Raw genomic sequence first — 12,827 nt, forward strand, 5'->3', positions numbered from 1 at the left:
CCAAAGAACATGTTCAAAAAGAAGGTCTGCAACATGTCGTCGCGGTGGTGGCCGAGCGCCAGCTTGTTGCACTTCAACTCGCGCGCCACGCGGTACAAAATGCCCCGGCGCAGGCGCGAGCACAGGCTGCACATGGTCTTGCCTTCGGGGATCTTGTCTTTCACGATCGAATACGTGTCTTGCGTCTCGATGTGGTACTCCACGCCCAGCTCTTTCAGGTAGGCAGGCAGGATGTGCTCAGGGAAACCCGGCTGCTTTTGGTCGAGGTTGACCGCCACCAGTTCGAAGTCCACCGGGGCGCGGGCCTTCATCTTGAGCAGGATGTCGAGCATGCCGTAGCTGTCTTTGCCGCCTGACATGCAGACCATGATGCGGTCGCCCTCTTCGATCAGGTTGAAGTCACTGATCGCTTGGCCCATTTGGCGGCACAGGCGTTTTTCGAGCTTGTGGGTTTCGCGCTCGATCTTGACGGCTTTGGCGGCCTCTGATTCGGCTTGCGCTTGAATCCAGGCGTTGTCGGCTTCTGTGTCTGTGTTCATGAGGTTCACCACTGTCCGGTTTCCATGCGAATGGCCACTTCGCAGTCTTCAAAAATTTCAAGTTTGGCAATCTTGACGCGCACACCCAACACGCCGGGCAACTGCATCAGGCGGTTCGAGAGTTTGCCGATCAGTGTTTCCAGCAGGTTGATGTGCTCAGCCGTGCATTCGTCGATGATGATTTTGCGCACTTTGCGATAGTCCAGCACAGAGTGGATGTCGTCGTCGCTGGGCAGCAGGGGCTGCGTGCCCAGGTTCAGCTCGGCATCGACCTGAATCGGTTGCGGGTCGGTTTTTTCATGTTCGAGGATGCCCAGGTTCGCGTCAAAGCGCAAACCGGTCAGCGCCAGGGTTTGGTGTCCGGCTGGGGTTTTCATGTCGGGCTTTTGGTCTGGAAAATTTCCACCCCAACCGCATCGCAGTCCGGGTACACATCGGGTTTGCAGCTGGACAGGCGCACCGCCTGCACCTGCGGGTGGGCGATCAGCTCGCGCATCAGGTCGTCGCACAAAGTCTCTTGCAGCACGATGTGGCCCTGGGCCACCCGGCGCGCAATCACCTCGCGGATGAAGTCGTAGTCCACCACCTCGGCCAAGTCATCTTGCGTGGGGGTGGACGCGCTGTAGGGCACAAACAGCTCCACATTGAAGACGATGCGCTGAGGGCCGAGCTTTTCAAACTCGTGGGCACCGATGCGCACGTCCACCGTGTGGTTGCGCAAAAACAAGCGGCGGCAGTTCAGCGCCAAATCGGTCATCAGGTCGCTCATGCTGCACCTTTCGGGTCGGCCAGGAACATCACATCCCGCGCCAAAGGCACCAGGTGCTGGCCATTGTCCACACACACCGTGGTGCCGGTGATGCAGGGGTTTTGCGCCAGGAAAAGGCAAGTCGCCGCCACCTGCGCCGGGTCGATCGGCTCGCGCAGCAGGTTCACACGGCTGGCGCGGTCAAAGTTCTCTTGCGTTTGCGGGCCGCTCAAAAACATCAGGCCTGGTGCCACGCCGCACACGCGCAAGGGGGCCAGGGCCTGGGCCTGCAAGGCCACGGCACGCTCCAGCGCCAGTTTGGACACGGTGTATGAAAAGTAATCCCGGTTCAGGTTGAACACCTTCTGGTCCAAAATGTGAACCACGCTGCGCTGGCCGGGCGTGGCCTTGGGCGCGGCTTGCTGGGCCATGAGTGAGGCCAGCAGCATGGGCGCGATCAAATTCACTTCGAGTTGCAGGCGCGCGCCGGGCAAGTCCATGTCCGTGCCTTCATCGGGCTCGAACAGCGAGGCGTTGTTCACCAAGCAGTCGAGCGGGCCGTGGCTTTGTGCGATCTGCATCATCATCTGTTCGACTTGTGCGCTCTGTGCCAGATCGGCCTGCACGCATTCAACCAAGCCCCCTGCGGCCTGCAGTTCCGCCTGCAGCGCCTTGGCCGCATCGGCCGAGCGTTGGTAATGGCACCACACGCGCCAGCCCGCCGCCACAAATTGGCGAACGATCTCTGCGCCCAGGCGGTGAGCGCCTCCGGTGACCAGAACTTGTTTCATGAAAGGGTGGACTGGGCAGACGGCACTGCGCAGGAACATCCGAGGTACAAAGGGCTGAATTATCGGGCAAGCCATGGATTTGTCGCCCGGTACCATGGCAAACCCCCGTACACCTTCGGCGACAATCAGCGCGTGAGCTTGCCGAATCCCCATCCCCCTGCTGAATTGACCCCGCTTATCCACCAGGCCATTGCCCAAGCCGGTGGCTGGGTCGGTTTTGACCGTTTCATGGCCATGGCCTTGTACGAGCCGGGCTTGGGCTACTACACCAATGCGCTGCAAAAGTTCGGGGCCATGCCCGCTTCGGGCAGCGACTTTGTGACCGCGCCGGGCATGTCACCCTTGTTTGGCCAAACCTTGGCCGTGCAGGTGCGCCAGGCGCTGCAGGCCACGGGCACCGATGAAGTTTGGGAGTTTGGCGCGGGCACCGGGGCACTGGCCCTGCAACTGCTGGACAGTCTGGGTGATGCGGTGCGCCGTTACACCATCATCGATTTGTCAGGCACTTTGCGCGCCCGTCAGGCCGACAGCTTGTTGAAACACGCCGACAAAGTGTGCTGGCTCGACGCCTGGCCCGACGCCATCGAGGGCGTGGTGGTGGGCAACGAGGTGCTCGACGCCATGCCGGTTCAACTGCTGCAACGCACGCAGGGTGTCTGGCATGAGCGCGGGGTTGTCAGTTCGGGGAGTGACTTCGCCTGGCAAGACCGTTTGACCGACCTGCGTCCGCCTGTGGTCGTCGAAGGCGAGCACGACTATTTGACCGAAATCCACCCCCAAGCCGAGGCCTTCATCGCCAGCCTGGCCGAGCGCTTGCTGGCTGGGCGGGGCGGGGCGGCGTTTTTTCTAGATTACGGTTTCCCCGAGGCAGAGTACTTCCACCCTCAGCGCCACATGGGCACCGTGATGTGCCACCAACGCCATCAGGCCGATGACAACCCCTTGGTGGCAGTGGGCCAAAAAGACATCACGGCGCATGTCAACTTCACCGGGGTCGCCTTGGCGGCGCAAAACACGGGGCTGAATGTGCTGGGCTACGCCAGCCAAGCTTGGTTTTTGCTGAACTTGGGGCTGGCCGAGCGCATGGCCGAGGCCTCTTTGGCCGAACGCAGCCAGGCGCAGCGCCTCATCAACGAGCACGAAATGGGCGAGTTGTTCAAAGTGGTTGGGTTCGCCACGTCGTCCGATTGGGCGGCCCAGGGCTTTGCCCGGGGCGACCGCTCGCACCGCCTTTAACCGGCATTCAGGCAAGCTATGTTGCGCTGGCTCATCGTGGTGTTTCTGGCCCTGATCATTTTCAGTGGCTTGCAAAAGTGGCTGGAAAAGCTGGGTTTTGGCCGCTTGCCGGGGGACTTCCGGTTTAGGCTGTTTGGGCGCGAATGGTTCATCCCCTTGACCAGCACGTTGTTGCTCAGCATGTTGGCGGCAGCCATCGCGCGGTGGGTCTGAGCTGGGGTCAGTCAGGGCCTGCAACACGAACGTGTTACAGTGCGACACGCCATTGGCGACTTATGCCCATCTAGCTCCTTGCGAGCCGATAGCGCATCCCGGCAGAGGGATGCCAGTCTTGTCCTCCACTGTGCACATCGCCCGCCATGCTTTCAAAGCTGGGCCCAGACGATTTTTTGCTTCCCTTTTCATGCACCTCTGCACGGTGCGGTTGTTCGCCAAGCTTTGCAGCTGGCATTCAAGGGAGCTTTTTGGCAGCAGGACATGCCAAGAACCGTTGCGCCAAACAGCCCCCTAGAGGGCCTTGTGTGCGGTTCGACCCCCTTCGTTAAAATACATGACTCTCTTTTACTGTTCACACCAACCCATCTCCATGGGAAAATTCCGAATTCAACCGTGCTCCAGGGCTTTGCCCAATGGCGCATTTGCCGCGCAAGTGTCTGTGGCCAGTGGCCGCGGCAGCGCCAGCACCGACCGCGTGATGCGTTTTGTGCCTGAATTTGCGACGCCTGCCGCCGCCAGCCAATACGCCCTCGATGAAGGCGTGTTGTGGGTGGAGCGCCAGACGATGAAACCGATCCTGCTTTGAGAAAGACGTTTTAAATGGCTAAAGAAGAACTGATTGAATTGATGGGCGTGGTCAACGAGGTGTTGCCCGACACCCGTTTTCGCGTGACGCTGGACAATGGTCATCAATTGATTGCTTATTCCGCTGGCAAGATGCGCAAGAACCACATCCGCATTTTGGCGGGTGACCGCGTGACGCTCGAGCTCTCGCCCTACGACTTGAGCAAAGGCCGCATCAGTTTCCGTCACTTGGCTGGACGTGCACCGATGGCGCCTCGCCGCCCACCCGCACGCTGATCCTGGTCGCTTCTTTGCGTTGACCTGCGTCAACGCGCAAGGCTCTTGAATCGCGGAGCATGATCCCCAAGTGTTTTTGAAATACAGGGGAACCCATGACCGTTTCAGCCGACGCCTTGCACATTGTTTGTCCGCAGTGCCACACCACCAACCGCGTGCGTGTGGCCGATCTGCACAACACCCCCGATTGCGGGCAATGCCACCAAACCTTGTTTGCAGGACACCCGCTGGCGCTGGATGCGGCCAGCTTTGACAAGCACATCGGCCGCAACCAAATACCAGTGCTGGTGGACTTCTGGGCCCCGTGGTGCGGCCCTTGCCGCATGATGGCCCCGGCGTATGAGCAAGCCGCTGGTCTTTTGGAGCCCCAAGTGCGGGTGGCCAAGCTCAACACCGAAGAGGCGCAAGCCGTCGCCGCACGCTTCAATATCCGCAGCATCCCCACACTGGCCTTGTTTGTCGGCGGCAAAGAAGTCGCCCGTCAGGCCGGTGCTTTTCGCACGGCGCAAGACATCGCCGATTGGGCGCGTTCTCACCTTTGATCTGAAGTACTTACAGCACTTGCGCAATGGCCTTGACGCGGGCCTTGGCGATTTGCGCGCCAATTTGCGAGCCTTTGAGACCTTGAGCCGCCGCCGCTTGCGCAATCGGAGCGGTCTCTACAGACAGCGCAGCTTTCTGCGCCTGCTGCAATCGTGCTGCTTGCGGGTAGGTTGCCTCTTCAAAACCTTGCCGCCCTCGTGCATCGCATTCGCAGGCTTCTAAAACCATGGCAAAACGCTGCGGCTGGCGTATGGCGTCGCAGCGCTCCAGCAAGCGCATCACGGCTTCGGCGTTCAGCTCGCCGCTGCGGTGGATGTTGCCGTGCTCCCGCGCCACCACCTCGGCCAATTCCTTGCAGTCGGTCGGTACGCGCAGGCGTTCGCACACCTTTTGCAAGAGCTTCACGCTGCGGCCTTCGTGGCCGATGTGACGCGGCAGCACGTCGGCGGGCGTGGTGCCTTTGCCCAGGTCGTGCATCAGGCAGGCCACGCGCACAGGCAGCGGCATGTTCAGATGAGCGGCCATGTCCATCACCAGCATCATGTGCACGCCAGTGTCGATTTCGGGGTGGTATTCAGGCCGTTGGGGCACGCCCCACAGACTGTCCAGCTCGGGCAGCAAGACTTGGAGTGCGCCGCATTCGCGCAGCACCTCGAACATGCGAGAAGGCCTCTCGCTCATCAGCCCCTTACTCAACTCCTGCCAAACGCGCTCGGGCACCAGGTGGTCGGCCTCGCCGTCCTCCACCATCTGGCGCATCAGCGCCATGGTTTCAGCGGCCACAAAAAAGTTGGCAAAGCGCGCCGCAAAGCGTGCTAAACGCAGGATGCGCACCGGGTCTTCGGCAAAGGCATCGGTCACATGGCGCAGCACCTTGTGGTTCAGGTCAGCCTGCCCGCCATAGGGGTCCACGATCTGGCCTGCCCACGCCTCGGGCGCGGCATGGGCCAGCGCCTCGGGCACGGCCATGGCGTTGACGGTGAGATCACGCCGAGCCAAGTCTTCTTCCAGCGTGACGCCAGGGTCGGCCTGCACCGCAAAACCCTTGTAGCCGCGTGCTGTCTTGCGCTCGGTGCGGGCCAAGGCATATTCTTCGCGACTTTGGGGGTGTAAAAACACCGGAAAGTCCTTGCCCACGGGCACATATCCCTGCGCGCTCATGGCTTCTGGCGTGCTGCCCACCACCACCCAGTCGCGGTCATTCACGATCTGGCCCATCAAGGCATCACGAACCGCACCGCCGACGACAAAAACGTCCATGATGGTCTTCAGCGATGGAGCCGGAAAGGCTCTTCAAAGTCGATGAAGTCCTGCTCCGCCAGTGCTTCGTCGATCCAGGCTTTCACGCCGGGCAAGGCGCACACGCGGTCCATGTAAGCGGCCACATCGGTAGGCACGGGCAAGGCGTAGGTTTTGATGCGCATGACCACTGGCGCAAAGTAGGCGTCGGCCACGCTGAAGTTGCCAAACAGCATGGGGCCGCCGTGCTCTGCCAGCAGACCGCTCCACAAGCTGCAAATGCGTTCCAAGTCGGCACGAAGTGCGGGTTTGTCGCGCAGCGCCAAAGCCCCGATCTCGGGCAGGTGCGCCTCGATGTTCATGGGGCAGGCACTGCGCAAGGCCATGAAGCCGCTGTGCATCTCGGCGCAGATGCTGCGGGCGCGTGCTCGGGCAGCGCGGTCCTGCGGCCAAAGCTGCTTGTCTGGGAATTGCTCGGCCACATATTCCGCAATCGCCAAGGTGTCCCAAATGGCCAGGCCATCGTGCACCAGCACAGGCACTTTGCCCACCGGGTTGACGTCTTTGAGCGCGGCCTTGAACTGCGAGTCGGAGGCGAAGCTGTCAAACCGGACGTAGACCTCTTCAAAGTCAATGCCCGCCTGGCGCAGCATCACCCAAGGGCGCATTGACCAGGACGAGTAGTTTTTGTTGGCGATGTAGAGCTGGATCATTGTTTTCTCCCGTGAATCAGAGCCCACATGTTAGCGGTCACGGCTGTAGACGAGGTGCATATTGCACCGCTAAGGTGTGTGATGGCATGCGGCGGGTGACGATTTTCGGTACCCCGTCATGAGGAACCCGCCGCATACCCTCACGCATCCACCCAAGTCCTTTGCAGTTGGGGTCAGCGCCCCGCCCCCGCACGCCAGCGGTTCAACTTGCTGCGTGGGCCTCGGTGACCGAGATACCTGGGCGCCACACCCGCTGCAGATGCTGCCGTGATGCCCAGCGCGGACAACCCTGGGTGTTGGCCCGTGGCCACGTTGTCCACTTTCATGGACGCCAAATTGTCTCGGCTCATCAAAGGCTCACCCGGGGCCAACTCCATGGCCGCCGCTTGCAGCCAGCCCACCCACATCGGCAAACCAATCACCGGGCGACCCCGGCCGTGGTTCACCCCCGCCCACTGGCCAGCGCGTTGGACCAACTCGCCCAAGGTCAGCACATCCGGGCCGCACAGCTCGTAGGTCTGACCGATGGTGGCGGGGTTTTGCAAACAGGTCACCACCGCGCGCGCCACATCCCCCACCCAAACAGGCTGAAAGCGTGTGCCACTGCCTGCCAAGGGCATGAAAGGCGCTAAGCCCTGCAAGTCGGCAAACAGGTTGAGGAATTTGTCTTCGGCACCAAAAATCACGCTTGGGCGCAGCACCGTGAGCTGCAAGCCAGCACTTTGCACCACGGCCTCGCCGCGCGCTTTGCTGCGTTGGTACATCGAGGGGCCTTGTGAGTCGGCCCCCAAAGCGCTGACATGCACCAAACGCTGAACGCCAGCGCGCTGCATAGCACGTGAAATTTTGCCCACCAAATCGACGTGCACCTGCTCAAAGCGTGCTTCGCTGCCGTGCAACACAGCCACCAAGTTCACCACCGCGTCATGTCCGGGCATCAGGCGGGCCAAATCGGCCTCGCTGTGCACAGAGGCCTCCAAAACTGTCAGGCCGGGCAAACTTTGCACTTTGGCCGCATTCACGGCGCGGCGCGTGGGTACCGTGATCTGCCAACCCAAGCGGGCGAGTTGCTCGCAAATCTGGCGACCCACAAAGCCGCTGCCCCCCAAAACCAAGATGCGCGGCGTGCTCATGATGCGTTCAAGCCTGTCGCGGCCTGGTGCATGGCATCCATGGCTTGGTCAATGATTTGGCGGCGCCATGAGTCGGTGTCGGTGTAAAAAGCGTTCATCAGTTCTTGTTTGATTTGTTGTTGCAGCGAATCCGATGCTTCGGGGTGCATGTGCAGCCAGTGGTCGCCACGCAGCGCATGCAAGACCAGCTCAGGCGCTTGTGTGCCGTATTCCATGGCGATGCCTGTGTACTCCGCTTGCGGGCACTCTTGACAGGCGGCCATCCACATCAAGCCCGTCAGCATGGGGGAGCTGGAGGAGCCGTCATAAATGGAGGTGATGCCTTGGCCCCACCACTTCTTGGCACGTTGGTAGGCCGCTGCATCGTCGGGGCAGGCAAAGATGCGTTCTCCCACACCGCTTGGGCCTAAGCCCGTGTGCAGATCGATCCAGGCCAGCTTTTGACAAGACTGACCGTATTTTTGCAACATTTTCCGCACAGTCAGGTTGCTCCAGGTGGGGGCTTGCCCTCCAAAAAACAGACCTTCGGGGAACTCATGTTGCCCTTTGGAAATGGCAGCCTGAAAGGCTTTCATGCCGCGCTCGGTGATGTATTGGTTGGTAGCGGCCTCATTGGCTGCATCGGGTGGCCAAACTTCCGGCAAAAGCAGGGGCTGTATTTCGCGGTAGGCCGCGTTGTCGGGCAGGGGCTTGGAGAAGTCTTGGAAATTGCGATTGATGTCCACGTTTTCATGGGTCACCCGGCGCACATGTGAAAAACCATGCGGGTTGAGGGCGTGTATGTAGAGCACGGCCACGCCTTGGGCCTTGGCCGCGTCACGCCAAGCGGTGTTTTGCAAGGCGTGGATTTGAACCCCTGACCCGCAATAGCCTTCAACGCCGTGGCAAGCACTGCTGATGAGCAAAAGGCTTTGAGCATTGGCGTCACCGTCGAGCACCACGTCCATGGCCAGTTCTTCACCGTCCCGGCCTTTGAGTGGATGGATGTTCGAATCGACGGGCAAACCAGCTGCCAGAGCAGCATTCAGAAATTTTTCACGAGCTTGCGCATAACTTTTGGAAAAGCCGCTTTGGATATGGTCCATGCGCGGCCTGTTCAAGCGGTTTGGGTGGGCTGGGCCAGCCACTGCGTGGCCAACTCCACCCAATACGTGCCGCCCAATGGGATCAAATCGTCGTTGAAGTCGTAACTCGGGTTGTGCAGTGTGCAAGGGCCGCCGCCGTGGCCCATCTCTCGGTGGGCGCCGTCGCCATTGCTGATGAAGACATACGCGCCCGGCTTGGCTTGCAGCATGTACGAGAAGTCTTCGGCGCCCATGGTGGGTTCTTGTTGCATCACATGGTCAGCGCCCACGATCCCATTCATGACGTTGCGTGCAAAGTCGGCCTCCAAGGCGCTGTTGATGGTGGGCGGGTAGTTGCGGTGGAATTCAAACTCACATTGCGCGCCAAAAGCTGCGCAAAGCGACTCGGCCACTTGCTTCATGCGGTTTTCGATCAGGTCCAGCACTTCAATGCTGAAGGTGCGCACCGTGCCTTGCAACTCGCAAGAGTCGGGCACCACATTGGTGGCTTCACCTGCGTGGATCATGGTGACGGAGATCACTCCCGCATCCACCGGTTTTTTGTTGCGGGTGATGATGGTCTGAAAGCCCTGCACCATCTGGCAAGCAATTGGCACCGGGTCAATGCCGTTGTGCGGCAGTGCGGCGTGACTGCCCTTGCCGCGGATGGTGATCTTGAACTCGTTGCTCGACGCCATGACCGGGCCGGGGCTGACCGCAAAAGTGCCCACGGGCGCGCCAGGCCAGTTGTGCATGCCAAACACGGCCTGCATGGGGAATTTTTCAAACAAACCGTCTTTGATCATCTCGCGGGCACCGCCGCCGCCTTCTTCGGCGGGTTGGAAGATCAAATAGACCGTGCCGTCAAAGTCGCGGTACTTGGAAAAATGCTTGGCTGCCGCCAACAGCATGGCCGTGTGGCCGTCATGGCCGCAGGCGTGCATCTTGCCCTGGTGTTTGCTGGCGTGGGCGAAGGTGTTGAACTCCTGCATGGGCAAGGCGTCGATGTCGGCGCGCAAGCCAATGCCGCGCCCGCAAGCGCCGCCATCACGACCATGCACGATGCCCACCACGCCCGTGGTGCCCATGCCACGGTGGATGGGGATGCCCCAGTCGGTCAGCTGCTGGGCGACCACGTCGGCCGTACGCACTTCTTGGAAGCACAGCTCGGGGTGGGCGTGGATGTCTTTGCGGATGGCCGCTATGCTGGCCGCGTCGGTGAGGATGGTGTCGATGAGTTTCATGGTGTTCAGTCTAGCGATAGTGGGTCTATTTTGCCAACTCCTGATTCGCCACCCACAGCGCATCGGGGACATGCCCGTGTTTTACCCCGCGCAGGGCATCGGCCACAATGGGGGTCGCGCTTTTTGGAAGACCCCACATGCCGTCCTTGTCAGCCAATACTTTGGACCACGATACCCCCCCAATCGTGCGCGGCGCCTGCCCGCATGACTGCCCCGATACCTGCGCCTTGCTGACCACGGTGGAAAACGGCCGTGCCACCAAGGTGCAGGGCAATCCGGCGCACGCGCCGACCGACGGCGTGTTGTGCACCAAAGTTTCGCGCTACGCCGAGCGCACTTACCACCCCGATCGCCTGCTTCAGCCTCTGCGCCGTGTGGGCCCCAAGGGTTCGGGTCAGTTTGAGCCTGTGGGCTGGGATGAGGCTTTGGATGCGATTGCTGCCCGGCTGAAAACCATCGCTGCGTGCGACCCTCAGGCTATCTTGCCTTACAGCTACGCGGGCACCATGGGCTTGGTGCAAAGTGAGTCGATCGCGGCGCGGTTTTTCCACCAGCTGGGCGCATCGCTCTTGGACCGCACGATTTGCGCCTCTGCCGGTGCCGAAGCCCTGACCCAAACGCTGGGCAACAAGGTGGGCATGAAGGTCGAGTTTTATGCCGAATCCAAGCTCATCGTCATTTGGGGCAGCAACTCGATTGGCAGCAACCTGCACTTTTGGCGCATCGCCCAAGATGCCAAGCGAAACGGGGCCAAGCTGGTCTGCATCGACCCCCGGCGCAGCGAGACGGCCGAAAAATGCCACGAACACATCGCCCTGCGGCCCGGCACCGACGCCGCGCTGGCGCTGGCCCTCATGCACGAGCTGATCGTGCATGGCTGGCTCGACCAAGATTACATCGACCGCTATACCCTGGGCTGGGACGCCCTGAAAGCGCGTGCCTTGCAGTGGTCGCCCGAGCGGGCGGCCAAGGTGTGCGGCGTGCCGGTCGATCAAATCCGTCAGCTGGCCCGCGACTGGGGCACCACCCAGCCTGCGGCCATTCGCTTGAACTATGGCATGCAGCGCGTGCGCGGTGGGGGTAACGCGGTGCGAGCGATTGCTTGCCTGCCTGCACTCACCGGGGCCTGGCGGCACCGGGCGGGCGGGGTCTTGCTCAGCAGCTCGGGGCATTTTCCGGTGCGGCGGGCGGCTTTGCAGCGGCCAGACTTGTTGGGCGAGCGGCGTCCGCGCACCATCAACATGAGCACGATTGGCGACGATTTGCTTCGCCCGGCTTCGCCCACGTTTGGCCCCCAAATTGAAGCCCTGATTGTTTACAACAGCAACCCGGTGGCCGTCGCCCCCGAGTCGGGCAAGGTGGTGCAGGGCTTTGGCCGCGAGGACCTGTTCACCGTGGTGTTGGAGCATTTCCAGACCGACACGGCAGATTACGCCGATTTCATCTTGCCCGCCACCACGCAGCTGGAGCATTGGGACATCCACACCAGCTACGGCCATACCGATGTGCTGCTCAACCGCCCGGCGATTGCGCCTGTGGGCGGTGCGCGCACCAACACCGACATCTTCCGGGCGTTGGCTGAGCGCATGGGTTTTATCGATGCGTGTTTTGCCGAAAGCGACGAAAGCCTGTGCCGCAGCGCCATTGGTGATGAAAAAGACTTTGAGCAGTTGTTGGCGCACGGGTTTGCTTCTTTGCCTGTGCCCGATGCGCCGTTTGCACAAGGTGGCTTTCCCACACCTTCGGGCCGCTGCGAGTTTTTCAGCCAGCGCCTGGCCGATCAGGGCCTGGATGGCTTGCCCGACCATCTGCCCAATTACGAAGCGTCTGGCAGCGATGTGCGCTACCCGTTGGCCATGATCTCGCCGCCTGCGCGCAACTTCCTCAATTCGACCTTTGTCAACGTGCAAAGCCTGCGCGATATCGAAGCGGAGCCGGTGCTGGAAATGCACCCCGAAGATGCGGCCCAGCGGGGCATCGCCGACGGCGCGGTGGTGCGGGTTTTCAACGACCGGGGCACTTACCACTGCAAGGCGCGGGTGAACCAGCGTGCACGGCCTGGTGTGGTCAATGGTCTGGGAATTTGGTGGCGCAAGCTGGGCTTGAACGGCACCAATGTGAACGAGTTGACCAGCCAGCACCTGACCGATTTGGGCCGTGCGCCCGTGTTTTACGACTGCTTGGTGGAGGTGGCGGCATGCCTGAATTGAAAATTGAACGTGAACACACCCTGGGGCTGGACGGCGCACGCTTGGTGGCCGAACGCTGGCGCGAGCAGGCCGAACAAGAGTGGGGCATGACCTGCGCTTCAGAGCCTGGCGAGGCCTTGGACCGCCTGCGTTTTGAGCGCAGCGGTGTGAGTGGCGAACTCTGCGTCAGCGCCACCCGCTTTAACCTGCAGATCAAGCTGGGTTTTTTGCTGGGCGCCTACAGCGGCAAGATCGAAGAAAAGATCAAAGCCAACTTGGACGCCTTGTTGGGCCCCGTCGCCTGATTCGCC

At 61.2% G+C, this 12,827-nt stretch carries 16 protein-coding genes; 7 read left to right on the forward strand and 9 right to left on the reverse strand.

Annotated elements, in window-relative coordinates:
- The 4 genes from ttcA to Q1M54_RS01325 form a co-directional block, all read right to left on the reverse strand.
- Positions 1-539 (reverse strand): tRNA 2-thiocytidine(32) synthetase TtcA (gene ttcA / locus Q1M54_RS01310; RefSeq protein ID WP_300552825.1); only part of this gene is annotated, 539 nt, incomplete at its 3' end.
- A gap of 5 nt (positions 540-544) precedes the next feature.
- Positions 545-916, reverse strand: coding sequence for a dihydroneopterin aldolase (locus Q1M54_RS01315; protein WP_300552828.1), 372 nt, complete (start codon positions 914-916; stop codon positions 545-547).
- Positions 913-1,308 carry a dihydroneopterin aldolase gene (locus Q1M54_RS01320; RefSeq protein ID WP_300552831.1) on the reverse strand — a complete coding sequence of 132 codons (396 nt, stop codon included), beginning with the start codon at positions 1,306-1,308 and terminating at the stop codon, positions 913-915. Before Q1M54_RS01320 ends, Q1M54_RS01315 begins: the two co-directional genes overlap by 4 nt.
- Positions 1,305-2,078, reverse strand: a complete 774-nt coding sequence (locus Q1M54_RS01325; RefSeq protein ID WP_300552833.1) for an SDR family oxidoreductase — start codon at positions 2,076-2,078, stop codon at positions 1,305-1,307. Before Q1M54_RS01325 ends, Q1M54_RS01320 begins: the two co-directional genes overlap by 4 nt.
- Positions 2,079-2,210: 132 nt before the next feature.
- Here Q1M54_RS01325 and Q1M54_RS01330 point away from each other — a divergent pair, with 132 nt between their 5' ends.
- The 5 genes from Q1M54_RS01330 to trxC all read left to right on the forward strand — a co-directional run bounded on the left by Q1M54_RS01330 (position 2,211) and on the right by trxC (position 4,933).
- A complete protein-coding gene (locus tag Q1M54_RS01330; protein WP_300552835.1) occupies positions 2,211-3,314 on the forward strand; it encodes an SAM-dependent methyltransferase in 1,104 nt (367 codons plus the stop codon).
- Positions 3,315-3,332: 18 nt separating this feature from the next.
- Complete coding sequence (locus Q1M54_RS01335) at positions 3,333-3,527, forward strand: DUF2905 domain-containing protein (protein ID WP_300552838.1); 195 nt, start codon at positions 3,333-3,335, stop codon at positions 3,525-3,527.
- A gap of 373 nt (positions 3,528-3,900) precedes the next feature.
- Positions 3,901-4,116, forward strand: coding sequence for a hypothetical protein (locus tag Q1M54_RS01340; RefSeq protein ID WP_300552841.1), 216 nt, complete (start codon positions 3,901-3,903; stop codon positions 4,114-4,116).
- A 14-nt stretch (positions 4,117-4,130) separates the two neighbouring features.
- Entirely contained in the window at positions 4,131-4,391 is a 261-nt protein-coding gene (gene infA / locus Q1M54_RS01345; RefSeq protein ID WP_019426546.1) for a translation initiation factor IF-1, read from the forward strand.
- 95 nt (positions 4,392-4,486) lie between these two features.
- Positions 4,487-4,933: a thioredoxin TrxC gene (gene trxC / locus Q1M54_RS01350; protein ID WP_300552843.1), complete on the forward strand. Its 447-nt coding sequence runs from the start codon at positions 4,487-4,489 to the stop codon at positions 4,931-4,933.
- Positions 4,934-4,943: 10 nt separating this feature from the next.
- Here the strand turns inward: trxC and Q1M54_RS01355 are convergent, their stop codons facing one another.
- The 5 genes from Q1M54_RS01355 to Q1M54_RS01375 all read right to left on the reverse strand — a co-directional run bounded on the left by Q1M54_RS01355 (position 4,944) and on the right by Q1M54_RS01375 (position 10,327).
- Positions 4,944-6,194: a multifunctional CCA addition/repair protein gene (locus Q1M54_RS01355; protein WP_300552845.1), complete on the reverse strand. Its 1,251-nt coding sequence runs from the start codon at positions 6,192-6,194 to the stop codon at positions 4,944-4,946.
- Positions 6,195-6,202: 8 nt separating this feature from the next.
- Positions 6,203-6,886 (reverse strand): glutathione S-transferase family protein, encoded by a 684-nt coding sequence (locus Q1M54_RS01360; RefSeq protein ID WP_300552848.1) that lies wholly within the window; start codon positions 6,884-6,886, stop codon positions 6,203-6,205.
- A 173-nt stretch (positions 6,887-7,059) separates the two neighbouring features.
- Entirely contained in the window at positions 7,060-8,019 is a 960-nt protein-coding gene (locus Q1M54_RS01365) for a complex I NDUFA9 subunit family protein (RefSeq protein WP_300552850.1), read from the reverse strand.
- The gene (locus tag Q1M54_RS01370; protein WP_300552852.1) at positions 8,016-9,104 is read right to left on the reverse strand and encodes a M14 family metallopeptidase; all 1,089 of its coding nucleotides are present in this window, start codon (positions 9,102-9,104) and stop codon (positions 8,016-8,018) included. The genes Q1M54_RS01365 and Q1M54_RS01370 overlap by 4 nt, the downstream gene beginning before the upstream one ends.
- Before the next feature lie 11 nt (positions 9,105-9,115).
- Positions 9,116-10,327 (reverse strand): M20 aminoacylase family protein, encoded by a 1,212-nt coding sequence (locus Q1M54_RS01375; RefSeq protein ID WP_300552855.1) that lies wholly within the window; start codon positions 10,325-10,327, stop codon positions 9,116-9,118.
- 137 nt (positions 10,328-10,464) lie between these two features.
- Between Q1M54_RS01375 and Q1M54_RS01380 the strand changes: the two genes are divergently transcribed.
- Positions 10,465-12,537, forward strand: a complete 2,073-nt coding sequence (locus Q1M54_RS01380) for a molybdopterin oxidoreductase family protein (protein WP_300552857.1) — start codon at positions 10,465-10,467, stop codon at positions 12,535-12,537.
- Entirely contained in the window at positions 12,525-12,821 is a 297-nt protein-coding gene (locus Q1M54_RS01385) for a polyhydroxyalkanoic acid system family protein (protein ID WP_300552860.1), read from the forward strand. The genes Q1M54_RS01380 and Q1M54_RS01385 overlap by 13 nt, the downstream gene beginning before the upstream one ends.
- Positions 12,822-12,827 lie beyond the last annotated feature (6 nt).

It is taken from the genome of Limnohabitans sp. Rim8 (assembly GCF_943326455.1).
Taxonomy (GTDB): Bacteria; Pseudomonadota; Gammaproteobacteria; order Burkholderiales; family Burkholderiaceae_C; genus Limnohabitans_A.

Excerpts from the sequence above, each read along its gene's own strand:
- Q1M54_RS01320 (WP_300552831.1), bottom strand. The coding sequence starts at position 1,308 with ATGAGCGACCTGATGACCGATTTGGCGCTGAACTGCCGCCGCTTGTTT.
- Q1M54_RS01360 (WP_300552848.1), bottom strand. The coding sequence starts at position 6,886 with ATGATCCAGCTCTACATCGCCAACAAAAACTACTCGTCCTGGTCAATG.
- Q1M54_RS01365 (WP_300552850.1), bottom strand. The coding sequence starts at position 8,019 with ATGAGCACGCCGCGCATCTTGGTTTTGGGGGGCAGCGGCTTTGTGGGT.
- Q1M54_RS01325 (WP_300552833.1), bottom strand. The coding sequence starts at position 2,078 with ATGAAACAAGTTCTGGTCACCGGAGGCGCTCACCGCCTGGGCGCAGAG.
- Q1M54_RS01340 (WP_300552841.1), top strand. The coding sequence starts at position 3,901 with ATGGGAAAATTCCGAATTCAACCGTGCTCCAGGGCTTTGCCCAATGGC.
- Q1M54_RS01355 (WP_300552845.1), bottom strand. The coding sequence starts at position 6,194 with ATGGACGTTTTTGTCGTCGGCGGTGCGGTTCGTGATGCCTTGATGGGC.
- Q1M54_RS01380 (WP_300552857.1), top strand. The coding sequence starts at position 10,465 with ATGCCGTCCTTGTCAGCCAATACTTTGGACCACGATACCCCCCCAATC.
- Q1M54_RS01375 (WP_300552855.1), bottom strand. The coding sequence starts at position 10,327 with ATGAAACTCATCGACACCATCCTCACCGACGCGGCCAGCATAGCGGCC.
- Q1M54_RS01385 (WP_300552860.1), top strand. The coding sequence starts at position 12,525 with ATGCCTGAATTGAAAATTGAACGTGAACACACCCTGGGGCTGGACGGC.
- Q1M54_RS01335 (WP_300552838.1), top strand. The coding sequence starts at position 3,333 with ATGTTGCGCTGGCTCATCGTGGTGTTTCTGGCCCTGATCATTTTCAGT.
- Q1M54_RS01370 (WP_300552852.1), bottom strand. The coding sequence starts at position 9,104 with ATGGACCATATCCAAAGCGGCTTTTCCAAAAGTTATGCGCAAGCTCGT.
- trxC (WP_300552843.1), top strand. The coding sequence starts at position 4,487 with ATGACCGTTTCAGCCGACGCCTTGCACATTGTTTGTCCGCAGTGCCAC.
- Q1M54_RS01315 (WP_300552828.1), bottom strand. The coding sequence starts at position 916 with ATGAAAACCCCAGCCGGACACCAAACCCTGGCGCTGACCGGTTTGCGC.
- infA (WP_019426546.1), top strand. The coding sequence starts at position 4,131 with ATGGCTAAAGAAGAACTGATTGAATTGATGGGCGTGGTCAACGAGGTG.